This window comes from Polaromonas naphthalenivorans CJ2 (assembly GCF_000015505.1).
GTDB lineage: Bacteria > Pseudomonadota > Gammaproteobacteria > Burkholderiales > Burkholderiaceae_C > Polaromonas > Polaromonas naphthalenivorans.
The window spans coordinates 213973-238756 of sequence record NC_008757.1 but is presented as its reverse complement, the minus strand read 5'-3'; the positions used below and the strand labels follow the sequence as shown (position 1 = coordinate 238756).

Below are 24784 nucleotides of genomic sequence, written 5' to 3'. Positions count from 1 at the left end.
TGAGAGCCTGAGTAATTAATTTTGACAGTTAAAACTTTACCCCTATGACCCACGGACTTAGTAACCCAATGCAAGCGCTAGAGTTGATCAATTCACATTCACCCGCCGTTGGGTACATAGGACAAATCGCGCCGACAATCTCGCTGGAGGGTGATCATTTCGATGAAGCAAGCGCCTCTTCCGTAATTCACCATGCCCTGCAGGTCCATCAATTTGAGCTTGCCATTCGCACCAGTGCGCGACTGTTATGTGTGGCTATGTATCACTGCCACGAGGCCTATATCGCCGCGTCTACAGGTACAAACTGTAATGGCTGGCAAGATTTTTGCGCTCGTAATTTCGCCCGTCTTCGCATGAGCGATGGAAACATTCGAGCCGCTGTTAGAACTGGTTCAGCCCTGGTAAATCATGAAAAACAATATCCAGAAGGCATCGAGTTTTTCGACCAGATGTCTCGGGCAGCATTGTTTGCGATCGGTGGAAATGAGCAAACTTTGATTGCCGTTCAAGAGGTTTTGCAAGCAGATCCTGCCGGCAAAATCACTGCTGAAGATGTTCGCAGAATAGCGGCGGAGTTAAGCAGTGAAACCATTGCCAGATTGGAAGCTGAGAAAAAACTTTCCGCTGTTGAGCAAACCAATGTCGAGCTTTGCGAAAGACTGGAAGAGCGTAAAACGCAAGCCATGCGATGGAAAGGGATCGCAGAACAAGCACAAATTGACGCGAAAACGCCCGTTGAGGCGATTAAATATGCACTTCCCAAAGGCGTCGCTAGTGAAGTTGAGCTGAAAGAAACTCTGACTAAGGAAAATAGTGAGCTGAAGGATGAAAATGAACGAATCTCGTCGCGGCTAAAACAAGAAGGCGAAAAGCTTCAATCACTACAGCGAACCCTTTCGCTGACAGAACAATCCAAGGTGGCGCTTGATGATCTACAAGCAGACGTATCCATGATGCTCGCCAAATACCCCAAAGCGTTAGCGGAACGAATGGCTTCGGTCGCCCCCGCCATCAAAGAACAGTTCAAAGCCATTGCAGCCGACCTGCGGTCACTAGCTGTAGCCCTTGATGTTGAGTAAAAGAAAATATTTATAAAAGGAGCACCGAGAAAATGCCAGATAACCATGGAAACGACGCTGAACTGCTTCCTAGTCACGTCACATCGCCAGCGTTTCATGCACAGATCAATAAAGTTAACAAAGTTGTCATGGAGTTGATAGAAGTTGCTCTAAGACTTCGCAAGCAAGAGCCACTCATTGCCATGCTCCTTGGGACAACCGATGAAGTCCTCGATGCATATGAAAAAGCCGAAAAAGAGGATCTACTGGACCTATGCCGCCTGGGCTTGCCGTTGGTGATTCTCAGAGTCAATACTGTCGAAGAGGTCACGCTTTTGGCAAGCTCTGGATTTAGTTCAGCTCAGATGCTGAGAAATCTGTCCAAGCACATTACCCTTGAACCATACAAGCCCCGCTCAAAAACATGAGTCGGCTAAAAAAAAGCGAGGCGGTTTATCCCTGGGCTGTTTACATGGCCAGGATGCTCGCTCGAAATCCAATCATCGTACATGCGCTTGGATTGACGAAGAGAGAAGGGGAAACGATATGGAAAAAGACAAACAATCGTTCTTCCCCAAGTGGTCAATTCCCGAGCAACCACGACTGGTACCTTGAGACGACAGACAGGCGTTTTCAGGGGGCATTGTTTATTTTGATGTATCAAAAGGCATTGACAGCGATGCCACGGGAACTTGCTCTTCCCCATACTTACTATCATTTTTCAAACATCACTGCAGGTGAGTGGAAAGGCCCGAAGGGTCAAGATGTTGACGGGGCTTTTCGCAATATTGAAAGTGACTACGCCCTCCCCTACTCCCGAGCCTTCAACCTGATCGCCGGCTATCACAATGAGCAAAATCCTCAAAGCCGACACACTCATCTGGTTGTCAAATGCTGCAAGGGGTGCCTAGGGAAATATCTAGCCCGTTTTGATGAAGGTGGTTCAAAGTGCCCTTTGTGCCTCTAAACACCCAATTTATCCGATTTTTAACCGCCGTCATGGCGGGTTTTTTTGTTTTAAGGCCTAAAAAACTCCCTGAATTCTTTCCTAAAAAGACAAAATAAATCGCAAGCCGCGCCAAAGGAACTACATTAAAGTTTGTAGCAGCAATTGCGGTTGCAAATTAAATCGTTCTAACAGGGAACAAAATATGCCACAACTTGAGGCAATGATGAAGCTTGATCCGCTCAAGGTTTTTGAGCAACCTACCCTCACGCCCTTCGTCGAAGAGTGCTTGACCGATGCTGATAAAAACATTCGAGCCGGACTGTTTTGTGCTTTTATGAGCTACGCAGTCAACCGCAGCGACGTTCCTACTGCACTGCAAAGCAGCTTTAGACAACAGCAATCCTTGTTCGGCAAAAATGCGTTCAGTGTGGTGCAAGCCAGGGAATTGGCCATGGCCCAGCATGGTGGCAAGGTAGAAGCCAAAAAGTGTCAAACCTGCCAAACCGTTTTTCTCACCGAAACAAGCTCAAAGTCAAAGGCACATTGTTTTGATCACAGATCTCCACAGGCGGCCTAATTAGGCCGCCTGTAAATTTATGGCCACCTAAAAAACGTCATCGATTAGAAGAAAACACCTAAAATCCATCGCCAGGTTTTAAAAGTACAGGCGTAAAAAAGCCCGGCCCCTCTTAACGAGGCACCGGGCTGATTTTTTTCCTTTCAAGCCACAAGCTTGAGCCATTTGCAGCGATCCATCCATAAATCCGCAAAATCAGTTTGCTCAACTTGCGGAATCCGGAACTTGACAGCATAGCCTTCACTTATGAGTTTTTCGCTAAGAATCTCCGCGAAGTGCTCACCAGGTCGCCAGCCGTGCTTGATATTCATAACATCTTTGTCTGCGCAGATGATGCACAAATCAAATTCAGCTCTGGACAGCATGAACTTGGCCAAGTTGCCTGCATTGAGCGCGGAAAAAACCGCATGGCGATTTTTAGTGGCGGCCACCAGCGCAAGTCCAGTTTCAATGCCTTCACACACGATTGCAACGCGTGTTTTTATGCGAGGCACATTGAGCCGTATGGATTCGCCCTTGAGCGTTGCCACACCGGTCATTTGCTTTTTGACTTGCCCTGGTGAGACAGCTGCTTTAAAGCCATCCTTGGATAAATACGTTCTGTGCAGCGTGACAGGCGTTCCATCCAATCCTGTCACACGTCCGACAAGCGCGGGAAAAACATTCTTCTTCTTGGTCACCTCATCTACGTGGTACAGATCAGGATGGTAAGCCAGTGAACTTGAAAGCCAGTTCAGATCGAAACCAGGTACACGGCGCTCGATGTACAGTGCGACAGCCGACCCCTGAATTGGCTTGGTTTCATCCCAAACCTGTTGCAGCAGCTTTCGTATCCAGGTGACGTCCCTTGGCTGTTCCACGATGGGTTTTAGCCGTTGAGGCGGTCCCTTGATGCCTGGCCCATTGTCCAGATCGCGAATCATGAGAATTGCCTCGGCATCAGTTTTCGAATTGACGAGCGCCACCAGTTTGACCGCATCGCCTGCTCCGCAGAAGTTACAAAACCAGTTGCCACGACCATCTTTGTTGACGAAACGAAAACGGGTCCTCCCATCATTTTCTATCGGACATGGACCCAGCCTTCTCGGGTTTTCAATGGTGCTGGGATCGATCCCCAGTCGAGGGAGCGTTGCGTACCAATCTACTTTGCTTAGGTCTAATCTTGCCATTTGGTTTCCTTTCCCAAAAAGGGGTTTGTTTGAAAACCACCCGTGCCTTGCTCGGTTTTTTGCTTATCCGCTCGACGAAGCGGATAAGCAAACCCCGAGAGGTTTGCACTGCATAGCAGTTTCTTTTCAGCGTTCACATCAAGGCCAATCGCAGGCGATTGGAACTTGACGCTTACGGATCAGTAGTCGTAACGGGCCATCTTTCTTGATTTGCTGGTGGTCATGTCGTAAAACATGGACCCACAGACAAAAGGAATATCGTCATCCATATCGTCAAAGCCGCTGGAAGCATGAGACGGTACCGGTGCTGATTGCCGTGGCGCCGGTGCTTGTGGCCTCGGTGCAGGTGCTGATGCCGGGCGTTGAGCTGGTGCGCGAGCCTGGCGAGGTTCTTCATACCCTCCACCATGATGCTGCCCATACCCGCCACCGTCATCCTGACCATATCCCCCACCGTCATCTTGTCCATGGCCGGCGTTGTCATTACCCTGGCGACTTCCCAGCATTTGCATCTGGTCGGCGCGGATTTCAGTGGTGTATTTTTCAACGCCGCTCTGGTCGGTCCATTTACGGGTGCGCAGGCTGCCTTCGACATAGACCTGCGAGCCCTTGCGCAGGTACTGGCCGACAACTTCTGCCAGACGGCCGTTGAATACCACACGGTGCCATTCGGTGGCTTCCTTCATCTGGCCGGACTGCTTGTCCTTCCATTTGTCGGTGGTGGCAATAGTGACAGTGGCGATTTGGTCGCCACTTGGGAAACTCCGCATTTCAGGGTTCTTGCCCAGATTACCCACGATGATTACTTTGTTGACTGATGCCATTGTTTTTTCTCCTAGTGAATTAAAAACCGGCTACTAGAGCCGGATGGTTTGAATGCGCAGTTATGGCTACGCTTTTTTAAGAACAGTAATGATGAAAACGTTTTTTGTTCTTGTTTCACTTTTCTTGTTGGGTTTCGTGAACTCGAATTTCGAGGAAGATTTTTTGATACTGACCAGATCGCCAATGGAATAGTGATATTTTTTGAATTGCACTTCCAGATCGACACCTTGAAACGTCACATCACCTGTTGCGGTAGATAAAACGACCGCAAAACTCCTGTATTCCGCTTTTCCTTCAGGAGCAACTACCACCGAGCTGGCACTGAGAACTGTCCCTTCTGCTTCAGTCACACAGCCTGTTGGCGATGTAACTGAGTTGTCCGTCTGTTCCTCTTGAGAACTAACTTTTTCAGGAGACCCCCCCTTGGATAAGAAAGGTATCTCAGCAAAATTTTGAACTTGCTTGGACAGGTGACCGTGTGGGGCTTTTGCATCGAAATCCGCAAGCGAATATTTCTTGGCACCTTCGTAGTTGAAAGGCAAATCGCTTTTCGCTGCTTTCTCAGGTGTGAAATGAGAAAGCCGAATCCGATCAAAGCGCCAGTTGATGCGTTGAAAATGCAACTTTTCGCAAGGCACACTCAGCAGGCGTTCAATGCGAGGGTTTGAGCCCGCAAATAAACTTAGCTTTATGACCTTGGTTGATGCGTCTCTGATCACACCGCTGTGCATTTGCAAGTGGGATACCGCAACTTCGATTGCAATGGCTTCTGGAACTGTGCTTGAATGCCCCCCCTCTGACACTGCCTGAGCAGTTTGCATGGGGCTGGCCTTCAGGGCAGCTTCATCAATCAGTTTTTCCTCTGATGTAACGATTTCCTTGAAAACTGTTTTGACGAAGTTCACCAGGGTGGCAATGACGAATCCGGTCATCTGAGCGATGATCTGGAAGATTTTCTCGATGGCTGGTTGTTTAGGTTGTGATGACATGAAATTCGAATCCTTTAGTTAAAGAAAATAGGATCGAAGATGGAATGACCACCTCAAAAAAACTCGGATGAGTTCTTTTGAGGGCAAGCCCTCATATAAATTTATTTCACTCGCTTCCAAATGAAATACAGGATGTAGCCTGCAAAAAAGAACGGAAAAAATATCAACAGCAAGCCAAGCTTTGCCCAGTTGATCGTAAATTTCTTATCCAAAATACCAGGTGATTTCATGAGTCATCAGTTGTAGAAGTTGATGTAACCACGCATGCATCGCTGCACACGTTTTGCATCCATTGGATTTGCGTAGGAATACATCAAGATGAACTCACGGATGTCGTCACTGAATGCAGCTGATACGGTGTTGCGGATTAGTTCAGGCTCCATTGCGAGATTCAGGCAAGCCTGTTCAAACGGAATCCTGCATTCGGATTCGTAAATATCGAAAAGCCATGCAATGCACTCATAAAACTGCTTTTGGAGTGCTGTAGCTTTCCCTTTTGAAGCTCCAAATAGATTGGCGCTAGCCGCAGATTTTCTTTGCGACTTAGGCATTTCCCCGTTCTCGGCATAATATTTCGCCTTATCCATGAATTCCCCGTCTTCGTCAACTTCATCCTTATTTACTTTCACGCGTCGATAGCGCTGAAAGCAAAGCTCCATATCAGCGACCATCACTTCCGGGAATGACGGCAGCATTAGCTCGACTTCCTCGATACCAAATGGAGCGCATTTTTTTAATTCGTTTTGTTTGTGGGTTGGCACATACGCCAGAGTCCCTGCAAAAAAATCACTGACCTGTACGGCTGCTGTTTCCATAATTTCCTATGCCTTTCATTCAAAATTGGTTTGAACCAAAAAAAAGGCAAAGGGCGTACACCCTTTCCACTGCCGTCACTCGGAACGGCAGTGGAAAGGCTTCACAGCCTGTCCGTATTTCCTTAAAGTTTTGTCACATCGATCACCTGGTCACACATAAGCAAAAGCTCGGGTGTCTGGGTAATGATGAATTCACGGTCATAACCGCCACGTTCAAGTACAGTGCGTTTCATCGCCATGTATTGCCGTTTGCGCTCAGGGTCCAGGGGACCGTCCGCCTCATCGCTGAAGAGGGTCTTGAAGCTTGATGCCGTCGTTTGCGACATGTACAGCGCCATCGCTCTTACAAGGCATTCGTTGATCCAAACTTTTTCGCCACCGGACATAAAGTTCAGCTCTGTCGGCTCGCCACCGCGCACCACGTCCTCGACGTTGATGAGAAAGGCTTCCTTCAGCGTTCCGCCAGCCGTAGCGGCCTGCGTGCTCAAGCTGATATTGAATCGACCGCCCGCGCAGTCCTTGAGCAATGAATTGCACAAAGCGCTGATCTCGGGTCCCGCGTCATCGATTGACATGGCAATAATCCCATCGTTTCCCATCGCACGCGACAACAAACTCCACTGAGAAATCTCATTGGAAATTGCATCGCACACAGAGGTGACTTGCGATATTTTTGCATTTGAAGCAGCTATATCACTGATGGATAAAACCACATTATTGAAACGACTGACCAGCCCGTCGCGCAATTTCTCTTCGTTCTCCAGCATCAGCTCGGCATATTGCCAAGCCTTCCTTGCCTCGTTGACTTCATAGTCCTGGATGAGGACCGGCAACTCGCTGATGGCCGATTGAATCCTGTCCTTTTCCTTGTAGAGAACAGACATGAATATCGACTTATCACCTTGCTGCTTGGCCAGGATGTTGTTCACCGCTCCCAGAGCTGCTGTGTGAATGGTCTTTGCATTGGCAAGGTCAGACTTTGCTTGTAACGCAGACTGCCGGTAGCTATCGAGTTGCTGCTTTGCTTTTTCAAGCGCAGGAGCCCCTTTCAGGACGGCTTTTGCATTACTCAAGGCAAGCTCAAGGGCTGCGATCTTGCCCAACAGTACCTCCCTCTCAGCATTGACCTGAATCAGGCGCTGCAGCTCTGCATTGTTGTTTTTGATCCTGACCTGATCCCCCTGAAGGCGGGTTCTCAACTCGACGACCTTGGCTTGCCTGCCCGCCAAGCCAACAGCAGCTCCGTTCGCTTCGGCTAGAAGCTTGCACGAACCCGAAAAACGGTGACCCGCACATGGCACCTCACCGATCAAGGCCGCTATCTGTCTGGCCGTTTCAACCGCCTCACTCATGGCAATGCCCGTTTGCCTGTCAGCTGCAAAGCTTTCACGCATTTTGGCTACCAATTGGGTGAGCTCATTGAACTTGTTGATGTCCACATACAAATCAGTCTGCTGGCCCCGAAGCCTGTTAAGAACCGGCACGTTGGTTTGGTGAAAAACCCGCGCTTGCTCAATCTCTTTCTCGGTAGCGATGACTGCCATCGTCTCGGTGACCCGAAGCGAAGCATCGTCATATGCAGACTGCGCGACCCGTACAGCATTGCGGCTATTTTGATCGGCCGCCTCCACTGATTTTCTTTCGGCAACCTGCTTCGCTTCGAAGGCAGCCAGTTCAGCCGCATTTTGAGACACGACTGATCCGAGCTGCATTTGCAGCGACGACCGCTGGGCCAGCACGCTTTCTTGCTGGGACAGCTTGAGCTCCAAGGCCGACAGCGTTGCACTGCCTTCCTTGATGAGCGACTTTTGCCGCAAAACTTTTTCAGCATTGACTTGCATCTCGCGCTGCAGGTTACCGCGCAGTTCAATCAGCGACTGTTCCTTGAGAATTTTCGTCTCAAGAGGAAGCAATTGCGACTGAAATGCGCTGAGGTGCGGCTTCAGACCCTTGACCACTTCATTGGCTTTTTCAGAAAGCGTTTTGAAGCTGCCCATAATCAGCATCGCGGCCATGAGGGCTTTGACTTCACCAGCAGTCATGGTGCTGATCGGCTTTTTTCCCTGGGCACTGAACTGCGTGGCAAAAAACACTTCCGGTTTCCCGAGAATGGCTTCTACTGCGCGGTCATAGGTATCGGTTTTGCCATCACTAACCAGCCCGGTGGTGTCCTCATAGGGCAAGAAGTCTTCACCCACCCTTTCGGTCAGGTAGCACTCTTGCTTATTCGTCTTTCCCGTTGTCCGAATTCGAATGACGCTGCGAAATTCACGGCCCTTGTGGGACCAGAAAATATCTTTCAGCGCATTTTTGCCTGGTATGACGTGAAGGTAGTAGCTGAACGCCGTGGGGGTTGGTGAAGTCGCTCTCGATGGCATGACCCGGTAGGGGTGCATGTTGTCCATCAGAGTAGTTTTACAGCTTCCGTTGGGACCGAACAGCGCCACCAGTTTTGCATTGGGATTGACTTTCGTGAAGTCCACCTCAATGCGATCCTTGCCGCGACCTCTTTCGATTCCCTCGAAATGCTCAAGCATGAGTTTATTGACTTGCATAAAATTCCTTCCAAATTAATGAATTAAATTCGGAAAGCTCCTCGCGACGAGAAGGCGGATGCCTCAACAGGCATTCGTCTTTTCGCAGAAAGATCAACTTCAGTGCAACCAGTCCACAGCGTGGATGAGAAATTTGTACTACAGGTGTAGAGGGTTGTATTTTGAGGCTTTAGGCCCAGCAATGACATGGTAAATGCGAACACGTTAAGTATTGAATTCCACACTTCAATGTGGGCTCAGTGAACGCAACCGGTTTCAATTTGAATAGTTGCACTTCAAAAGGCCGGTGATAAGCTGGTTTTATGGCACAACACATCAAACTGCTGATTGATAATACGGCGAACCTGGCAGCCCCATCGAGGTCCACAGGGGACAGAGAAAAGCTTTTTCAAAGGCTTCTGTCTGTCCCATGCAGTTTTTCTGAAGATGAATTCAAAGAGGCGCTGGCCTTGTTGGGCAAGCGCATTGATTTTGAGACGTTCAACGCCCTGTTCATTGAACGTTTAAAGTCGCGTCCAGATGCCAACAGCCTGGTTAACAGGAGCATCCTTGCGATCCTTGAGGACAGCGAGGAATGCGAAGTGCTGCTAACCAAACTCGAACGCATCAATGCCATCGGCCTGTTTCAGGTTCCTGCACTGCAACCCGCTCCATGAGTTCGAAATCGATTTGAACCGTATAGCTTTCGATGCGTTCACGCGCCTCGAAAGTTGCTGCCGAGGTGAGCAGCAAATGCTGCAACCGGCTGCGACGCTTTTCGAGCGCTGCAGTGGTGTCGGTCGAGAGAAATTGGCCGAGTGTTGTTGCGTTTTGAGTGGGTGGCATATTCAAAGATTTCCTTCATTCGTCATAGCGACGTAGTTAAAAAGGAATGGACTTGAGGCTTTTCTTTGCCTGCGAGACAAAGAAAAACCCCCTGCTGCGAAGCAAAGGGTTTTGGGGTTTGCGCAAGAAGCCTTCCGGCTGATTACGGCATCAAAATAGCGTGCGATCCTCAATCGCCAAGTCATCTTCAAAGAAACCGCGACTCATCGTTTCTTTTTTGACATCAACTTTTGGAATTGGAACTGGCGCCGTGGCAAGCTTGGCTGGTTCAGCTGCAGCGGTTTCAATGGGCTTTTCAGCCACTGGCATCACCTGCTGCATGATCCGTTTCATCGTACTGTCCACCAGCGCTTGAGCGTCCTGGTTCTGAATCATGGTCAGCATCTCTGGCAGGATGCCGACTTTGGTACCAGTTGCCTCGCACCACTTTTCAAGTTTCCCGACCAGCGATGGTTCTGTACTGATGCCTTTGGCCCGCACCCGCTCGATAGCCAGCGTTGTCCCTTCAATTTGGATGTGCAAGGCTGACCCGAGGATGGCTTTGATGGCATTGCGGTCAACGCTTTGCTTGTGCTCTGCGTCCACCTCATAGCGAACGCGAACAAAGGCGCCTTCGCATTGAGCAGCAGCTGCACGGATTTTTTCCATGTCCGGCGGGCCGTCAAAGAAAATATCGATTGTTCGACGAGCCGGCGTTTCATAAGCCACAAACGAAGCCTGACCGCTTGTCATGTGCCATTCCAGCCAAACCTTCGCATCTTCTTCGCCGTAGTGAAATCTCCCGATTGAGCCCCCGTAGGCAATGGTCTGGCGAAATCCCTGCGTATCACTCTCCCAGGATTGATGCTTGTGAATGTGACCCAGCGCTACGGCGTCCGCGCCCGCTGAAAATAGCGAGCCGGCCGTGAACTCGTGGTCAAAACCCGCCATGGGCACGCCGTGCTCTGTCAGGCAGTTCATCACCGTGCCGTGGCTGATCACCATCGACGCAATTCCCTGTAGGCGCAGGGCCCTGTTCATAGGCGCCAGGCTGGCCAGGAGGTCCGAAATGATCCGCCCTGCTTCTTCTGCCGCAGCGCCCACACTGTCCTCGGTCATGGCCGCAATATCGGCTTTGTTGAGCGTCGGTATAGCCGTGCATACCAGGCGATAGTCGTTGTTGGGGATGATCAGTTCAAACCCTTTCGACTTGGTCAATCCGAACGAGCTGATCTTCTCTGCAATCATGATCGGAAATTTTGCCCCGACCATAGAAAGTACCTTGAGAAGCCCAACTGGCTCATGGCTGAAGGTGCCTTGCAGCATGAGTACCGGGCAATGGTTGGCAAGCCGTTGGACTTGCTTGGCCAGCGCCACGAAAGCCGGGCTGTGGGCGTCCATCGCATGATCGGTGCTGTCGCCGGTAATCAGGGCGCAATCGACTTGTTTCTCGATCGCATCTGTGACCGCCGCAGTGAAGCATCGATCCGATTCTTCAAGGTTGGTTGCACAGTAGTGCAAGTCTGTCATCTGAGCCACCCGCACGGTGTTCCCTGCGTATTTTCCTTGTGTCATAAATTTCCTTTTTCTCCATGATGGATTGATAAAAAAAGGAAAGCTCAGAAGCTTTTTATTGCGCAGGTTTCACAATAAAAAGCCCCCGAATTGGGGGGGTAAAATCGGTCGAACTCGATCTTTTCAAGTGAGAATTTCCGGTGCGAGCGCCAGTTGTTCTTTACCAGAAGACTTTGCCGGTGAGTTTGTAGCGTCAGGTTGCGCGCCGTCTTTCAGCTTGAACGCATACCGTCCTTCAACTTCATTGGGGCTAACTTCACACAGCAAGGCGGCGAGTTCGAAAACGCGCTTGTCCTTGTCTGCGAGGTCCGCATTTCGTGCTAGCCAGTCGGTTGCGACCTGAAGCAGATCGCGTTTTTCCGGCTTGATGGTTTTGACTTTTTCTGGAGCGAGCGTCTTGCCGGTCACGCGGGTTTTACCCTGCGCTTTGGCTTTTTCAACTCCCTCCTGCAAGACCGCCGGTGCCGAAGTACCGTGCTTCTTGATGGTGGAAATGGCCAGCGTAGCGGACACGTGCCCTTCACTAACCAGGTTGCGAAGGGCCCGGGGTGCAGCCATCATAGTGAGCAGGTCTTTCACATAAGTCGGTGAAAGCATCAGTCGCCTGGCGATTTCTTCAATCGGCGTACCACCTTTTATCATTCGGTTGCAGACTATGGCAACTCCAAACGGGTCAACTGGATCGCCATCGTTCATCGTAACCATGGCAATGGTTAGATCTTCCAGCGATGTGCCGGCTGGCGAAGTTACGCAGGGTAGGTTCGGAAGTTCGAAGTTCCTGGAAATCGCAAGCTTGGCGGCCGCGTATCGACGGTGACCGTCGTAAAGGTAATTGACGTTTTTGCCTTCGGCATCCACGCCTACGAATATCGCTAGCGGCTTGGATTTATAAAATCCATTTTCAATGATTGAATTGGCCAATTTCTCGACCTTTTCCCTATACTGCGCCGTTTCCGAGCGGACATTGAAGCCCTCCATGATGACAATGTCATCAATCGGGCACATCCACAAGTCCGAAGACTTGGCGCCATTCATAGCTTTTTTAACGGAGCCGGAGAGAAGATCCAACTGAAAGTTGGACTTTTTCTCGAACACTTCTCTCGCATCGTCATCAATAATGAGAAGAGAGAGATTTCCAGATTGATCGTTCATAAATGTCCTTTCGTTGGCTAAATTTCGCCAGGTTAAAAAAGGGTTAAGCCCACGGGCTTTCCAATGACAGCGGTTTGCGTTCATTGGAAAAAACATGTCTTGCCGTGCCGAATTTTCGCCGTGCTGGCTTCAGTGGCGCGCTAGTGGGTCAGTTGGCAATCAAACCAGCATTCCCTGCGGAAAGTAAGTGCTACTCCCCCTGTGACCGAGACCATAGTTGCGACAAGAATGCCGATGCCGTTGCCAACTGACCCACTAGTGCATACACGGTACCTCAACAGGCGCCTTTTAATTTTCAAAAGAAGTCGAATTTTTCAGCGCGTTCGTGACAGCTGACTCTGCGATTGCTTGGAGGGAGCCAAACAAACAAGCTTTGAGCCTTGTGAGCGCCCATGGCACCACAACCCTGCACAGGTCAAAGCGCGTGGTTCAAAAGGAGCCAGCTAGCAGGCATTCTTCAAAACTTAGTTTTCGACGCAAAGAAACTTGCCGGGGCAGTATCTGCAGCAAAGCTGATTGGGTGCAAGACCACTACCGAGAACACAGAGCAATGACACGCATCGGCTTGTGTTCTGGGCATTCGGCGGCCACACGACTTTTTAAGAAGTAGGTTTTTGGCGGGAGGCCAAGCCAAGCGTTGCATAACAGCCGTTTGGCTTGGCATGCAACGCTTGCGCAGAATCCTTCCACCTGCACAGGGCGGGTGGTTGGGGGTAAAACTACCATGATTCCAAATGGAACCAGCACAAGCCATCCTGCGAGCAGGAGTAGTCGTCTCAGTCCCTATGGAACCATTTGCTGTAGCGCGAAGGAGCATGACGCGCACAACAGGCAGGCTCACCCGTGAAGTGACAAGTCTTCAGTAGATACCTAAAAGGTATTTCGATACGGGAGTCATTCGTAAAGGCAGGGAGTGATCGCTGCATTTTTTCTTTCTGAATAAGTCAGAACATAGAAAAACGATTGCTCAACTATGCCTGAAGCCAAGGCATTTGAATAGCGCAAAAAACCAGCTTTTTTGGCACGCTTTCCCAGGAATATGGCCCAAACATAGTGAAGAATTCACGCCATGAGTTCATACCTGCTATCGTCCCAAGGACTACCTACTGAAGTAAAATCCGAACAAAGCTACTTCAGCAGCGATGAGAGGCCGCTTGAGTTCATGAAAAATGCCGACAGAATCGAAGAAATTGCATGCAACATGGCTGTAGTGAAAAAAGAAGTGCTTTTCCTGACGCATCCTGTTTCCAGGACAATTCGCCGGGATTGGAACATCGTATCTGCCAAGATGTACGTCTTTGGGCTCAAGCGAGACTACCGGGTCTTGATTCAGGAAGATTTGGCTGAACTGCATCACCAGATTGACGAACTCTACAAGGTTGCCAGCATGGGGCTGTTCAGCGACGTGGACACGTCATGGCTCAACATGCTGCGGGTCGAGGTCAAGATCATCAGCGCGAACAGCTCTTCTTGGCTGCGTGCCATGAAAACCTGGGATGCATGCGTTGCTCGACTTCTGACTGCCGAACGCCTGGGTATCATTGATCGCAAGCAGCGCAAGCACATCCTGTATCCCGTAACAAAGGCCTATATCGGATTCAAAAACACGGCCATGCGTGGTAAAGCCCAAAATGCCCGCGAACTGGTTGAGGAAGGCAGCTTGATGTTGTCCCCATCCCTGCCAGATTTAGCGGCCTAATTAGGCCGCTAGTGAAACGCTTTTGCGGAGAACGCCCGCTTGTGATCGTGCCTTGCTAGTGGTCCCCATCGTAGGTCTGGAAGGTGCCGTCAGGCACACGTGGCACGCCCGATTCAAAGACGAACCGGGACACATCAAGTTTGCCGCTGGCCGAAATCCACAGATGCTTGCGTGCGCGTGTCATGGCCACATAAAAGAGCCTGCGCTCTTCTTGCACAGAGCTGGCCTTGTCAGGAAAGGTGTCCTCCTCTGCGCCGACGATCCACACCATATCGAACTCCAGCCCCTTTGAGCCGTGCGCAGTCATCAAGACCACTGGCTTGCCAGCCTCATCCTCTTTTGTTTTTGGACGCTCCATTGCAGCCCGAATGGTGTTCAATCTGCATTCAAAATGTTCCTGGGCTTTGTTCAGCGGAACATTCTCATTGATCGGCGGGGTAAGAACGCCTGCAACGATCTCAAGCATTTTTTTGGAATATTTGTCTTCCGTATAGCTGCCGAGCAATTGCACAACGCCGTCCACCACCATCGACGAGCCACCGGTTCTGATGAACGCTTTCCAGTCAGAAAATGACTTGGCAAGTTTTGCGACCAGGAGTTTAGTTGCGTCCTTGATTGGAGCCTTGCCAATGTCAGTGCGTTTTCGCGCCACGTCAAACAAGCCATCACCGAATGTCTGGTAGAGCGCTGTCAGATCTTGTTCATCGACACCACACCAGGCCAGCAGTTCATCGGTGTCCTTTGCACTGCTTCGGGTCATGCAGCTCAGTGCGGACATGAACACTGACATTTCCCGCGTCTTCAGCACTGAACCACCGGCTGAGCGGCTGTAGGGTATCTCCAAGGCGATGCATTGCGTTTCGATCTCATCAAGGCGTTTATTGGTTCGTGCCAGCACGCCGACGCTTTGCTTTTCCTCAAGGGACGTTTTGATGGTTTGGGCGCACGCGATGGCCTCAAGCTTGCGCGAGGCAAACCGCTCCCATGCCGTGGCGCCGCCCGGCCCCTTGTTGGACACCAAAGCCTTGTCCATGCGGTTCAAGTTGACCGCAATCAGCTTGGCTGACGGCTCCAGCACTTCGCTGTGTGAACGGTAGTTCAGCCCCAGGACGACACGGGTAGCGCGCAAATCATTCTCGAAGCTGAGCATGCCGCCGAATCCGAGCGCCCTTCGGAAACCGTAAATACTTTGGTCATCGTCCCCTACTGCGGTGATGATGGAGCCGGTTTTGGCATGGTGCATGGTCCAGGTAAGCTGAGGCAAGTCGGTATCCTGGTACTCGTCGAGCAGGAGGTAGTCCGTCCTGAGCGTCGAGATCCTTCCATCCTTGATCCCTTCATTGGTCTTGAGCAAAATATCCTGGAAGTCGATCACGCCATGGCGTTCAAGCACATCGGTGTACGTTTTAACCAGCAGCTCTTCTTCATAGCACTTGGGCGCTACCTGGCCCGACTTGATGCCTTCAATCAGCGCGGTGGCATCATCGAGTTCGAGCCCCGGCACGGCGGCAGCGTCAAAGGCACGCGCCACGGCACTGCGCCGATTGCCTTCCTTGACGATGACCCAGCTTTGCGACAGCGACGAGCGGGAGTGCCTGAGTATTTTGGAACCCATGGCCGATTTCGCCTTGCCGGGGAAGGCCATCAGCAGATCAATGCTGTGAAAGGTGCCCACCAGCAACCGCGACATCACATCGATGCCGGCCTGTTTGACGATCCGGTCACGCAGCTCAAGGGCCGAATCGCGGGTAAAGGTGACAGCCGTAACCGTCTTGTTTTGTGACAAGAGGTATGACGCCTTTGCAGACAGCATTTTGGTCTTGCCAGAGCCAGGCGCTGCAATAGTCAAGCAGTGCGTTTCGCAGCTTGCCGCCTGGAATTGACCTTCATTCAGATCGCTGAAATAGTCGGGCATGGATGCGCCTAAAAGTTACTTGTAAAGCCAAATCGAAATAAAAAAAGCGCAGCCGAGGGCTACGCTTTTTCGTTGAGCGCAATCCGAAAAAGGATTACGCAGTCGTCAGTTCGGTATCAGCAGCGGCCGGTACTGCTTCAGCTGGCGCACCCAACTCTTTCGCAGGCTTGGTAGCTTCCACCTTGAGCGTGCCCTTGTAGAGACCAATCAGCGAGCGACGTGCAAAGGAAAAAATCGAGTACATCCCTTTTCGCTCCTGCTCGCGCAGGTCTGAAATTTTCGAGGTTTCGATTTTTCCATTCCATTCCAGGACGCTGGCCAGGCGAATCGCCTCGTCCCATGCCGCCATGCCGGCAACAATGCGTGCGGTACTGCGGTTTTTGGCATGAATGACCATCGCAAACGCCGCTGTGGTGTATTCCGGCGTAACCCATTCGTCATCACCAAAAACATGGTCGCGTTCTGCATCGAACAAAGCTTGGGCGCCGCGTTTAGCAAGCATGCCCGCTTCGTAATACTTTTCGACCAAGGCTGAAAATTGTTCAAGAACCGTTGTGGTTGCCTTGCTGCCCAGAACTGACGGGCCACGCCGGCCAATTGTGTAGGGGGATAGATCGCACATACCCAAAAAGCGTTCGCACGACGAAGCCACCGTCAAATCGTTCCAGGACACATTCATCTTCACCGACATCGCGCCGGCATAGACACGCTCAAGTTCAGCCCGGCCCCTATCACGCTGAGAGGCAGCGCGCTTTGTAAAAACCTTGATCCGGTCTTTCTTCTGTTCGTCGGTCAGTGTCGAAAAATCAACGCGCGGGCGTGCAACATAACTGTCTGCAAGTGCAGCCTGGGCCGGCGCCGCACCCAAAGCCTCGTTTTGTTCATCCTCCACACTTTTGAAGGCTATGCGCGCCGCTTCATCGATCTCAAGCAGTGCCACCTCGGTTTCGGTCAGCGGTGCGCCACTGGGGCTGGATGTACCCAGATCATGGCTGTTACTGAGTTCACTCATAAAAATTCTTTCGCATTAAGTTGTGGTGCTCTGATTTTGAAAACTATCTGGCTCAAATTCATGCCGAATAAATAGCTGTTTGTCCCTACATTCGAAATCAAGAGAGTTTTTTCGAAACTCGCCACAACTTAAGACTTGGATATAGGCAGCTGCAAACCAGGCGAGGCGGCCTAATTAGGCCGCCTCCAAGTCTGGGACGACCTAAAAAAAACCCCAAAAAAAAGCTAGCAAAGAGCCATAAATTTGAAATTACGCTCTTTTTTTGATAGTTTTCAGAAAGAAATGTAAAAAATAGTAGCGCCCAATATGTGAGTGGCCGCAAAACGTATCAATCCTATTTTTCCCCGTTTCGGCATAGGTCGAGCACGGGTCGTCAAACTCAAAAAAATCAAGCCTTCGATGCCTGCAGGCACCGTCGAGGACGTGTTTTGGCGTGACTACGACATACCCCCTAATGGGCCTATGGCTTATGTTGAAAAGCCAACGTATGTGCAAAAAACATTTTGGGCTTTCATGTTTTGCTCGGTAGTTGCGAGCAGCATGTATGTCGGGTTTCGTTCTAGCCAGATTCACTGGCCTGCACTGATAGCAGCCTTGGATGGACAAGCTCTTGAACCGACAAAACCATCGCTACAGTCAGCTCGACCGAATGCAACATTAGCTCCGGTTGCCTCGCAAGAACCCGCTTCGAGCCAGGCCATGGCTGCCCGTGAATCGGTGACTTATCCGACTCCGCTTCCGCTTGGGTACGGTCCCGAAATAAACGCAGATGTGAATGCTTTGGCCTTGAAAGGCCCAATCAATGATGCATTGAATCAAGGCGCCGACGAGGAGCCCATCAGCGTCGATCTGGTTGCGCGCGTGAACAAAAAAGTGTCCATGAAAAATATCCAAGACGACACGGTCACGCTAGACAGATTCTCAACAAAGCAAATTGAATAGTTCGCAAGCTTGGCAGTAATGACACAAGCGCCATCCATGAAGCGTACAGCCACTCTTGTCAAGCAGACAGTCAAAGTCTGTTTGCTTGCTGGTCTGGCTTTTTTGAGTTGGATCGAATTCCAGAGCCAGCCTACCCAGTTAAAGAGCAAGTTTTTCGATGATGTAGATAGAGTTCATTCACTGTCGAAACCCAAATAACGGTCTTGTCCAATCCCGTGCATCAAGCACATATGTTCATCTAAAGGAGCACTCGCGATGACACTACTTTCTTTCCCTTCAGAAAACAAAAGCCGCAACCTTCCGCACAAACTTTCCCAAACGCTCGCGCACGAGAAATTTGGCGATGCGGTTGATTGCCTTAGAGAATGCGTCGAAGTCCTTGAAACGATTAGCAATCCTGAAAATCAGGAGTTCCTGGCGCGTTTCATTCGCAAGATCAAACAATCGCAACAAGAACTTCAAATCGTCAAGTCCCAGGCCCATGTGACGGAGTGCGGCGGCTTCGGAAATTCAAACTCCATTTTTAATCTCAGCATTCACCACGCATAGCTTGCAATGTTAATTCTGCATCCCGTTACTTTTCTGGCAGGTCTGCACGGTAGCGGAAAATCCACCCTGGGTCACCACTTGAGACGCAAGCACGGCTGGACTCACTTGAGCATGGGTGACGCTGGCAGACTGGCAAGAGCCGGGAAACGGCCGAACAACATGTCATTGCGGCTTTTTGTCGAATTGGCTATGTATCGCACTGGCGAACTCATGAGTCAGAGGCTGATAGACGCAATACTGTTCGAGATCGGCAAGCACCGCCAAATCACTCCCGTTGTGATTGACGGTTTTCCGGCCAAGCCAGAGCATGTTGCCATGCTGCCACCAGACTCGTTGGTGGTTCATGTCAACTGCCCCGAGGAAGTGCGTGAAGCACGGTTAAACCACCGGGCGGCTGAGGCAAAACGGCTGTGGACTCCGGGATTAACCAGCATGCGCGATAGCGACTTGCCCTCCGTTATTGACGCAGTGCGCAAGCGCATCGACAGCCTACGGCTGCTTGAGCTTGATAACGGCGCCAATGGTATCGATGCGCTTTGCGCGACAGTTCAGGACATCATCGAAATTGTGCGGGAAACTGCGGCAATCAGGCCAGAGTTGCCGACGGGGCAAGCTGCACAGGCTTTCTAAAATTCACGCTTGCAAGCTTTAGAAAGCTGCCCGCATTCGAAATGGGGGCAGCTTTTTTAATTACCCATTACAGGTTGTTAAAAAAGGGCCAAACCAGAGGCTTTCTAATGCGTCCATAGAGACACATCAGAAAACCTCTCGAAAGGGGTTTGAGTGGCGCTAGTGACCCCGCCACGCCTGGGAGGACGGAGCTTGTCGCGCACTTATTGATCCGGCCCTTGGAAGTTTAAATTGTCACAACAGGCCTCCTCCGGCAACGCGCCAAGAGTGTTCAAACTTCCGAGGGCCGGATCAATAGTCAAGTTCTGGATCAACAACGTAAGAGCCCCCCCGGCCACACACTGCAGGAGGCCGTGATCGCAAAGCGAACACAACAGTTCTCCACGTAATTTTTCGGATGGCCCATAGTGTGATCAAATTCCATTCGTACATCGTTTTCTTTCTGTCCTGAATATGTAAATTTGAAAAGCAGCAAATCAGCCCATGACTGTTATTGTTGACTTGAGTTGGTAAAAGTAGCTTTCAAAAGAGCAGCCACTTTTGGAAACAAGCCGGCATGAGAATCAAATGCAACGTTCGAGCCAGATTTAAGGCACTCGCAAATTGCATCCTGCGCATCAAAAATTGACAGCCGCATGCGATGAAGCGCATTCTCTGCTGGCGAGACTTGCTTCAATATATCGAGTTTTTCTATTAGCGTCGCGGCCTTTTTGGCATCATTTCGCAGTCGCATGATGCGCCGCTTTTGCCTTAGCAGCTCTGCATCCAATGCATCGAAAAATGACTGCGGATGATGAAACGCGACACTCGGCTGTCCTAGTAGTTGGGCAGCGAGTTCAAGTGCGGCATGGTCCGCTTCGTTCATGGGCATTGCTGTTGGTGCCCCTTGATTTGGTTTGAAAACAAGCATTTCGAATTCCCTTTCTTTCCCTAAACGGGGGTAGATAAAAAGGGCAAGCCATTCAAGATTGAGCGCTTTGGTCTGCTTGGAAGCACAGCAAAACGATCAAGGTCACAAAAAAAGCCTCGCATCCCGCTGCAGGATGTGAGGCTTTTAATCCGAAATAAAGAGTTAACTTCAACAGAGCGACTAAATGAGTAGTCCCTCGATTCCCTTCTTTTCTAGCACATGAAGTAATTTTGCAGAGCTTCCACTTGGGCGCTGATTCGCCACAGGAGACTCCCACTTTTGAACTGTAGAAACACTCAAATTGAGTAACGAGGCAAAAACGGCTTGACTCATTTTTGCTATTTCAGTTCGAATAGACACGACGCGCTCCGGTGGATACTCAGGCGGCACTTCGCACAGCGCCTTCATTCGGGCCATATCCGTTTTTGATACAAGACCATACGCGCTTAACTCGATGGTTGATTCCATTAGTTCTCGAAGAACTCGACTATCGCTTGCAGTTTTCTTTGTCATCGCATATCTCCACTAAGGCTCCATTCACCTTCATTTGATTCAATTTTGATAAGCTCGCTTTTTGTAGCAGGCCCGCATATGCTTTAGCTACAGTTTCTTCCGTAGGTGAAAAATCAGCTCCAGGGTCACTTTTGGACCTCCCAACAATAAAAAATATTGCATTTTCATGACGCTTGGCAACAAGTGTACGAGTGGAACCACTTTTGCCATGCCCTGGAACTGCGATGCGCTTCTTGCAAACACCACCGCCCAAGTCTGCTTCGTAAAGATTCTTTTCAATTTCAAGAGCAGCAACGCAAAGTTCTGAATCACTTATCAACTTCCTAGCCCATCTGGCAAATGACTTCGTTTTAAATACTTTCTTAGAATGCATTAATTGTCCAAAGTGTAGCATTAATTACTATAGAAGTCAAGAATTTCACCCGTTCGGCTGGATGCACTAATACGGGCAAATTTATTTCATTTTTTGAACCTTTCTTTCCCAATACAGGGTGTTAAAAAAACTTCAAGCACCTGAGCGCTTAGATCTACCTGGCGGCACAGCAAAGCATTCGAGCGGGCAGAAAAAAAGCGCCCAGGGCGCTTTTTTTAGAAGTTGGATCATTGATCCATAGTTTTGTAGAACCTCAGTGAGCCTGTCTTGTGAACAGGCCCACTGATAAGGTCAGGCAGCTATTTGCAACCTGGCCTTCATGTGCGCAATTGCCAACTCCGAGCCGCTTTTGAGCAATTCAGATATGTGAGCCATTGCCTCCGGCACATGACGCTTCTTGAATTCACCGAAGAAAATCTTGAAGTATGGGAAAGCCAATTCCTTCACAGGAATCATGTTGGCCAGCAGCAATGTCATCAGGGGTAAAAATATACGCACCACATCGAGGTTTCCGCCGAATGATTGAATCATGTCGGTCACATCTTTGTGAAGCGCCAGGACGTCATCGCCGCAATGCCAATTTTCCCCATACTTTGCTTCGCCGTATTCAGCAATGGGCAATTTGTGTACTTCATTAAGGGCATTCAATTCCCAAAGTGCTTTTTCTGCATCGGTTTTTGATTTTGGCGCCAGTTTGTCGTCCGAGCCAGAGCCATCGACAACATCCTCTTGCACAGACTGCCCAAATGAAGCACCCAGCCATCCCGCAGGCGCCGAAGGCGACTTTGGAACAGCTGCCGGTGGCGCGAGCTGTAAACGCTCTTTTTCCTCAAGCAGCAAGATGCTGCTTTTGATCAGCGTCGTTTGGAGCACTGGAACCCATTGCATGCCGCTTTTTTCAACCCCTGCTTCCACATAGGAGACTTTCTTGCGCTCCTTCGTTAAAAAGAACACAGGATTTCCATTGGGATCAAAGCTTGGAAGCCCCCCACGCACGCTTCGCTGCAGGTCTTCAAGCCGCAGAAAAATGTCTTCACACGCATTGGCACTACCGGTTTCAAACACAAAAGTGCCTGAACCGATCACGCCAGGAATGTAGAAGTGAATGCGGCCCCGAAACTTGCAGGCGCCTGAGCCGAACTCATCGCAGGAACTTGGATCACAGTCCTTGCGGATTGTGGGCTCCCGACGCAGGAATTTCTTGCGTTGGGCTTGTTCCTTGAGGTCTATCGGCTTGAGATAGACGCAGCGCCGAATGCCGTCATCGCCATACTCACTGCGGTACTTGATGGCCCCGACAGCCATGCTGTATTCCGACTTGAAGAAACCTTCCACACCAGCCGGCGTTGGAGGAAACACCACTGGAATTTGGTACAGGCGAGGCACAGGATCACCTTCAACCACCTCGCAATACCGCTGCATGATGTTGTCCACCGAGGCTTGTCCCCCTTCCGTTTCATGCGCGTACAAGCTGAAATACTGCGTGTTTTTCGGCGTGAATGCTTTTCTCAACGCTGGGTTTTTCTCCAGAATCGCTTTTTCGGCGTCTTTGAATGACATCGCACCCGAAGCTGCCTTTTTGTAAAGCTCTTTTGCGCCCACGGCTTCTGCTGCACTTTTGATAAGTGCCTGGGTTCCTGAACGGATGTGTCCGGAAACCGGGAGACTGCGGCTGCTGTTGCTGCGGGCCTTTACTTTGTCACTGATGATACTTGGCATGTCAAAACTCCAACTACGGAAATTTTCCGTAAAAGGTTGTCGCACCGGAAATCGGCGGCGACCTTCGTGCTACAGGTGCAGCGATAGAAGGTGACATGAGCGACGCTCACACCTTGTTGCCGCACGCGGAAACAACGTCTGAACAACAGCGTGTTGGCGCCGATTGAATATTGACCAGATGGTCAAATTTCGGTCGGCGACAACACAACAGCGTTTTGATTCAAGCAAGCTTGAAAAATAAACCCCCGAGGGGGTTATCAGTCACGCAAACTGCTAGGCGGTTTTGACCAACGGGCTTTGGCGCCAACCTTTGTCAAATGCGTTGACAGAGGCGTTTTGCAACTGCAGCACATCGCAGGCAAATGTGCATACCTCGTGTCCTCGCTTGCCAATGATGACAAGCGCATGGCCGTTGATTTTGGTAATCACGCCGTTTGTCGTTCGCTTGAAACTGATGCGAAGTGTCCCCAATGGCATCCCGACCTTAGGCTGGAGTGCCTGGTTTACTTCCGAAATTGCTTTCCAGTGCTTTGCTGCATTGACAGCCTTGCCTGCATAGTAAATATCGTAGCCCACATCGCCCCCATGAACCTTGTGTTTATTGAGAAGTCTGAGGTCTTGGCTGACGGCGAGAAAATCGGCAGCAAAGCCTTTCACGTCGTTAGTGTAAAAGTGGCCTGCAACTACTGCAGCTTCATGCGCCTGCATTACCAATCGTTGCCGGGCTGCAGGTACAAAGTCCTCAAGCTCGCAACCTTGCCACTCCAAATATAAGTTTGATGGAAGAAAGTATTCTGAAGATTTTTTAATGTCGGAAGCCATATTTCCCTTTGAAGTTTTGCTGAATACACAGCGCTTAAAAACTTCAGGCTTTGCTATGCCTTGGGATGGCATAGCAAAGCCCCTTGAGGGGCCTTGACGATTGATTCCGGTTAATTCAATTTTTGGACCTCTTGATAGGAGAGACCAGCGCGAGCCAGCCATCTTGTATCTCCGTATTTTTGATAGTCAAAAAAGAAGTATTGCCATTGGCCAAACACACAGCAATCAAAACCTTTTCCGTGGTGACGGCTGCAAGTGAAATAGCCAAGAGCTTTGGCTGGATAGCCAGACTGAGAGTGAAGTCATCGCCCTCAGCTTGAATCTGCTCACTGCTATCGTTGTCTGGAGTCTCGACAGTCACAATTTCATTTGAGAAATTGAGATGTACGAAATTTCCAGATACCGCTTCCATTCTGTCCAGTGCAGCGATCAATGCTGCTGCGTTAACCTGAACATGATGGTCTGAAGCCGGAATGATGGAACGGTACGAGGGATAGGCACCACCGATCAATGGGCATTTGATGCTGAAATTGCGCGTAGAGAAAATAACCGCAGTTGCGTCATTTCCACCACGAATCGAAATCTCGACGTCTTCTTCATCATTCTTGATGATGCTCACCAACGCTTCAACGTACTCTCCGCCGATGATCATGGGCCTGAAATCACGAACCACCAAGTTGGTTATTTTTTCTGCCAGGCGCGTGCCGTTCGTGGCAGCGAGGACCAGTCGGCCCTGGATACTTTGGAAGTACACACCACGTAGTTGATACCGCTGATCGTCATCGCTGTAAAAGCGTGACACAGACATGATCGCCTTGCGGAGATTTTGCGATTCGAAGTGCCCAATCGCTTCATTGTGTTCATCTTTTGAATTCCACTTGAAAAAATCCACCTCCTTCTCTGTGTAGCGTGTCAACTTGATGCGGGCGCCGCCGAAGGAAAGCCGCAAGTCCTCCTTGTCCTGGCTGATGCTGCATTTGGTTTCAGTCGCGCAATTGTTGATGATGTTCAACACCAGCTTGGCAGTCAGCTGAAACACCAAATTTGGCAGAGTACCTGTTGATGGAACGAGTGCTTTTGCATGTGCTCCATTTGCGCAAGCATGAATATGGAGCTGGCCATTGCAAAACTCAGCAGTGATTTGCTTGGTATGGATGGCTTTCAAAACATTTTGGAGGGCATGTTTGAGAGCGCCAATAGTGGTACTGATGTTCATTATTTTTTCCTGAAGT

Annotated in this window: 25 protein-coding genes; 9 read left to right on the top strand and 16 right to left on the bottom strand. The window is 50.1% G+C overall.

Annotation, left to right across the window (positions count from 1 at the left end; genetic code table 11):
• Positions 1 to 44: 44 nt before the first annotated feature.
• From PNAP_RS21515 to PNAP_RS26130, 4 genes are all read left to right on the top strand, one after another.
• On the top strand, positions 45 to 1079 hold the full coding sequence (locus PNAP_RS21515) for a hypothetical protein (RefSeq protein WP_011797983.1): 1035 nt from the start codon (positions 45 to 47) through the stop codon (positions 1077 to 1079).
• A 32-nt stretch (positions 1080 to 1111) separates the two neighbouring features.
• Positions 1112 to 1486, top strand: coding sequence for a hypothetical protein (locus tag PNAP_RS21510; protein WP_011797982.1), 375 nt, complete (start codon positions 1112 to 1114; stop codon positions 1484 to 1486).
• The gene (locus PNAP_RS26135; protein WP_011797981.1) at positions 1483 to 2025 is read left to right on the top strand and encodes a FlhC family transcriptional regulator; all 543 of its coding nucleotides are present in this window, start codon (positions 1483 to 1485) and stop codon (positions 2023 to 2025) included. Before PNAP_RS21510 ends, PNAP_RS26135 begins: the two co-directional genes overlap by 4 nt.
• A 184-nt stretch (positions 2026 to 2209) precedes the next feature.
• Complete coding sequence (locus PNAP_RS26130) at positions 2210 to 2584, top strand: hypothetical protein (RefSeq protein ID WP_011797980.1); 375 nt, start codon at positions 2210 to 2212, stop codon at positions 2582 to 2584.
• A 143-nt stretch (positions 2585 to 2727) separates the two neighbouring features.
• Here the strand turns inward: PNAP_RS26130 and PNAP_RS21500 are convergent, their stop codons facing one another.
• The 5 genes from PNAP_RS21500 to PNAP_RS21475 form a co-directional block, all read right to left on the bottom strand.
• Entirely contained in the window at positions 2728 to 3753 is a 1026-nt protein-coding gene (locus tag PNAP_RS21500) for a DUF7146 domain-containing protein (RefSeq protein ID WP_011797979.1), read from the bottom strand.
• A gap of 179 nt (positions 3754 to 3932) precedes the next feature.
• Positions 3933 to 4577, bottom strand: a complete 645-nt coding sequence (gene ssb, locus PNAP_RS26125; RefSeq protein ID WP_011797978.1) for a single-stranded DNA-binding protein — start codon at positions 4575 to 4577, stop codon at positions 3933 to 3935.
• Positions 4578 to 4643: 66 nt separating this feature from the next.
• Positions 4644 to 5567, bottom strand: a complete 924-nt coding sequence (locus tag PNAP_RS21485; RefSeq protein WP_011797977.1) for a hypothetical protein — start codon at positions 5565 to 5567, stop codon at positions 4644 to 4646.
• Between the two features lie 236 nt (positions 5568 to 5803).
• On the bottom strand, positions 5804 to 6382 hold the full coding sequence (locus tag PNAP_RS21480) for a hypothetical protein (protein ID WP_011797976.1): 579 nt from the start codon (positions 6380 to 6382) through the stop codon (positions 5804 to 5806).
• 122 nt (positions 6383 to 6504) lie between these two features.
• The gene (locus PNAP_RS21475) at positions 6505 to 8937 is read right to left on the bottom strand and encodes a coiled-coil domain-containing protein (RefSeq protein WP_011797975.1); all 2433 of its coding nucleotides are present in this window, start codon (positions 8935 to 8937) and stop codon (positions 6505 to 6507) included.
• A 302-nt stretch (positions 8938 to 9239) separates the two neighbouring features.
• On the opposite strand from PNAP_RS21475, the gene PNAP_RS21470 reads away from it, so the two are divergent.
• Complete coding sequence (locus PNAP_RS21470; protein WP_011797974.1) at positions 9240 to 9593, top strand: hypothetical protein; 354 nt, start codon at positions 9240 to 9242, stop codon at positions 9591 to 9593.
• Here the strand turns inward: PNAP_RS21470 and PNAP_RS27265 are convergent.
• The 3 genes from PNAP_RS27265 to PNAP_RS21460 all read right to left on the bottom strand — a co-directional run bounded on the left by PNAP_RS27265 (position 9544) and on the right by PNAP_RS21460 (position 12468).
• Complete coding sequence (locus tag PNAP_RS27265) at positions 9544 to 9762, bottom strand: hypothetical protein (RefSeq protein WP_157040469.1); 219 nt, start codon at positions 9760 to 9762, stop codon at positions 9544 to 9546. The genes PNAP_RS21470 and PNAP_RS27265 overlap by 50 nt on opposite strands.
• A gap of 150 nt (positions 9763 to 9912) precedes the next feature.
• Positions 9913 to 11316: a metallophosphoesterase family protein gene (locus PNAP_RS21465; protein WP_011797973.1), complete on the bottom strand. Its 1404-nt coding sequence runs from the start codon at positions 11314 to 11316 to the stop codon at positions 9913 to 9915.
• A 123-nt stretch (positions 11317 to 11439) separates the two neighbouring features.
• Positions 11440 to 12468, bottom strand: coding sequence for a ParB/RepB/Spo0J family partition protein (locus PNAP_RS21460; RefSeq protein WP_011797972.1), 1029 nt, complete (start codon positions 12466 to 12468; stop codon positions 11440 to 11442).
• A 1069-nt stretch (positions 12469 to 13537) separates the two neighbouring features.
• On the opposite strand from PNAP_RS21460, the gene PNAP_RS21455 reads away from it, so the two are divergent.
• The gene (locus tag PNAP_RS21455) at positions 13538 to 14167 is read left to right on the top strand and encodes a hypothetical protein (protein ID WP_157040468.1); all 630 of its coding nucleotides are present in this window, start codon (positions 13538 to 13540) and stop codon (positions 14165 to 14167) included.
• Positions 14168 to 14222: 55 nt separating this feature from the next.
• On the opposite strand, the gene PNAP_RS21450 is transcribed toward PNAP_RS21455, so the two are convergent.
• Together PNAP_RS21450 and PNAP_RS21445 are read right to left on the bottom strand one after the other, a co-directional pair.
• Entirely contained in the window at positions 14223 to 16082 is a 1860-nt protein-coding gene (locus PNAP_RS21450; RefSeq protein WP_011797970.1) for an ATP-dependent helicase, read from the bottom strand.
• A 94-nt stretch (positions 16083 to 16176) separates the two neighbouring features.
• Entirely contained in the window at positions 16177 to 17094 is a 918-nt protein-coding gene (locus tag PNAP_RS21445) for a hypothetical protein (protein ID WP_011797969.1), read from the bottom strand.
• Positions 17095 to 17406: 312 nt separating this feature from the next.
• Between PNAP_RS21445 and PNAP_RS26120 the strand changes: the two genes are divergently transcribed.
• From PNAP_RS26120 to PNAP_RS21435, 3 genes are all read left to right on the top strand, one after another.
• Positions 17407 to 18036 (top strand): hypothetical protein, encoded by a 630-nt coding sequence (locus tag PNAP_RS26120; RefSeq protein WP_011797968.1) that lies wholly within the window; start codon positions 17407 to 17409, stop codon positions 18034 to 18036.
• A gap of 255 nt (positions 18037 to 18291) precedes the next feature.
• On the top strand, positions 18292 to 18585 hold the full coding sequence (locus PNAP_RS26115; protein ID WP_011797967.1) for a hypothetical protein: 294 nt from the start codon (positions 18292 to 18294) through the stop codon (positions 18583 to 18585).
• A 6-nt stretch (positions 18586 to 18591) separates the two neighbouring features.
• Complete coding sequence (locus PNAP_RS21435) at positions 18592 to 19215, top strand: nucleoside monophosphate kinase (RefSeq protein ID WP_011797966.1); 624 nt, start codon at positions 18592 to 18594, stop codon at positions 19213 to 19215.
• Between the two features lie 490 nt (positions 19216 to 19705).
• Here the strand turns inward: PNAP_RS21435 and PNAP_RS21430 are convergent, their stop codons facing one another.
• From PNAP_RS21430 to PNAP_RS21410, 6 genes are all read right to left on the bottom strand, one after another.
• Entirely contained in the window at positions 19706 to 20125 is a 420-nt protein-coding gene (locus PNAP_RS21430; RefSeq protein WP_011797965.1) for a hypothetical protein, read from the bottom strand.
• 180 nt (positions 20126 to 20305) lie between these two features.
• Positions 20306 to 20593, bottom strand: coding sequence for a helix-turn-helix domain-containing protein (locus PNAP_RS26110; protein ID WP_011797964.1), 288 nt, complete (start codon positions 20591 to 20593; stop codon positions 20306 to 20308).
• 19 nt (positions 20594 to 20612) lie between these two features.
• Positions 20613 to 21011, bottom strand: a complete 399-nt coding sequence (locus PNAP_RS26105; protein ID WP_011797963.1) for a type II toxin-antitoxin system RelE/ParE family toxin — start codon at positions 21009 to 21011, stop codon at positions 20613 to 20615.
• Between the two features lie 291 nt (positions 21012 to 21302).
• Positions 21303 to 22730, bottom strand: coding sequence for a recombination directionality factor (locus PNAP_RS21420; RefSeq protein ID WP_011797962.1), 1428 nt, complete (start codon positions 22728 to 22730; stop codon positions 21303 to 21305).
• 273 nt (positions 22731 to 23003) lie between these two features.
• Positions 23004 to 23714 carry a hypothetical protein gene (locus PNAP_RS21415; RefSeq protein ID WP_198140725.1) on the bottom strand — a complete coding sequence of 237 codons (711 nt, stop codon included), beginning with the start codon at positions 23712 to 23714 and terminating at the stop codon, positions 23004 to 23006.
• A complete protein-coding gene (locus PNAP_RS21410) occupies positions 23668 to 24768 on the bottom strand; it encodes a DNA polymerase III subunit beta (RefSeq protein WP_011797960.1) in 1101 nt (366 codons plus the stop codon). Before PNAP_RS21410 ends, PNAP_RS21415 begins: the two co-directional genes overlap by 47 nt.
• Between the last annotated feature and the right edge of the window lie 16 nt (positions 24769 to 24784).

What these genes read in the sequence shown, in the direction of transcription:
- PNAP_RS26105 (WP_011797963.1), bottom strand. Translation starts at nt 21,011, where the DNA reads ATGCATTCTAAGAAAGTATTTAAAACGAAGTCATTTGCCAGATGGGCT.
- PNAP_RS27265 (WP_157040469.1), bottom strand. Translation starts at nt 9,762, where the DNA reads ATGCCACCCACTCAAAACGCAACAACACTCGGCCAATTTCTCTCGACC.
- PNAP_RS21455 (WP_157040468.1), top strand. Translation starts at nt 13,538, where the DNA reads ATGAGTTCATACCTGCTATCGTCCCAAGGACTACCTACTGAAGTAAAA.
- PNAP_RS21415 (WP_198140725.1), bottom strand. Translation starts at nt 23,714, where the DNA reads ATGGCTGGCTCGCGCTGGTCTCTCCTATCAAGAGGTCCAAAAATTGAA.
- PNAP_RS21460 (WP_011797972.1), bottom strand. Translation starts at nt 12,468, where the DNA reads ATGAACGATCAATCTGGAAATCTCTCTCTTCTCATTATTGATGACGAT.
- PNAP_RS21430 (WP_011797965.1), bottom strand. Translation starts at nt 20,125, where the DNA reads ATGCTTGTTTTCAAACCAAATCAAGGGGCACCAACAGCAATGCCCATG.
- PNAP_RS21515 (WP_011797983.1), top strand. Translation starts at nt 45, where the DNA reads ATGACCCACGGACTTAGTAACCCAATGCAAGCGCTAGAGTTGATCAAT.
- PNAP_RS21435 (WP_011797966.1), top strand. Translation starts at nt 18,592, where the DNA reads ATGTTAATTCTGCATCCCGTTACTTTTCTGGCAGGTCTGCACGGTAGC.
- ssb (WP_011797978.1), bottom strand. Translation starts at nt 4,577, where the DNA reads ATGGCATCAGTCAACAAAGTAATCATCGTGGGTAATCTGGGCAAGAAC.
- PNAP_RS21475 (WP_011797975.1), bottom strand. Translation starts at nt 8,937, where the DNA reads ATGCAAGTCAATAAACTCATGCTTGAGCATTTCGAGGGAATCGAAAGA.
- PNAP_RS21480 (WP_011797976.1), bottom strand. Translation starts at nt 6,382, where the DNA reads ATGGAAACAGCAGCCGTACAGGTCAGTGATTTTTTTGCAGGGACTCTG.
- PNAP_RS21500 (WP_011797979.1), bottom strand. Translation starts at nt 3,753, where the DNA reads ATGGCAAGATTAGACCTAAGCAAAGTAGATTGGTACGCAACGCTCCCT.
- PNAP_RS21445 (WP_011797969.1), bottom strand. Translation starts at nt 17,094, where the DNA reads ATGAGTGAACTCAGTAACAGCCATGATCTGGGTACATCCAGCCCCAGT.
- PNAP_RS21450 (WP_011797970.1), bottom strand. Translation starts at nt 16,082, where the DNA reads ATGCCCGACTATTTCAGCGATCTGAATGAAGGTCAATTCCAGGCGGCA.
- PNAP_RS26115 (WP_011797967.1), top strand. Translation starts at nt 18,292, where the DNA reads ATGACACTACTTTCTTTCCCTTCAGAAAACAAAAGCCGCAACCTTCCG.
- PNAP_RS21410 (WP_011797960.1), bottom strand. Translation starts at nt 24,768, where the DNA reads ATGAACATCAGTACCACTATTGGCGCTCTCAAACATGCCCTCCAAAAT.
- PNAP_RS26135 (WP_011797981.1), top strand. Translation starts at nt 1,483, where the DNA reads ATGAGTCGGCTAAAAAAAAGCGAGGCGGTTTATCCCTGGGCTGTTTAC.
- PNAP_RS21485 (WP_011797977.1), bottom strand. Translation starts at nt 5,567, where the DNA reads ATGTCATCACAACCTAAACAACCAGCCATCGAGAAAATCTTCCAGATC.
- PNAP_RS26110 (WP_011797964.1), bottom strand. Translation starts at nt 20,593, where the DNA reads ATGGAATCAACCATCGAGTTAAGCGCGTATGGTCTTGTATCAAAAACG.
- PNAP_RS21465 (WP_011797973.1), bottom strand. Translation starts at nt 11,316, where the DNA reads ATGACACAAGGAAAATACGCAGGGAACACCGTGCGGGTGGCTCAGATG.
- PNAP_RS21420 (WP_011797962.1), bottom strand. Translation starts at nt 22,730, where the DNA reads ATGCCAAGTATCATCAGTGACAAAGTAAAGGCCCGCAGCAACAGCAGC.
- PNAP_RS21510 (WP_011797982.1), top strand. Translation starts at nt 1,112, where the DNA reads ATGCCAGATAACCATGGAAACGACGCTGAACTGCTTCCTAGTCACGTC.
- PNAP_RS21470 (WP_011797974.1), top strand. Translation starts at nt 9,240, where the DNA reads ATGGCACAACACATCAAACTGCTGATTGATAATACGGCGAACCTGGCA.
- PNAP_RS26130 (WP_011797980.1), top strand. Translation starts at nt 2,210, where the DNA reads ATGCCACAACTTGAGGCAATGATGAAGCTTGATCCGCTCAAGGTTTTT.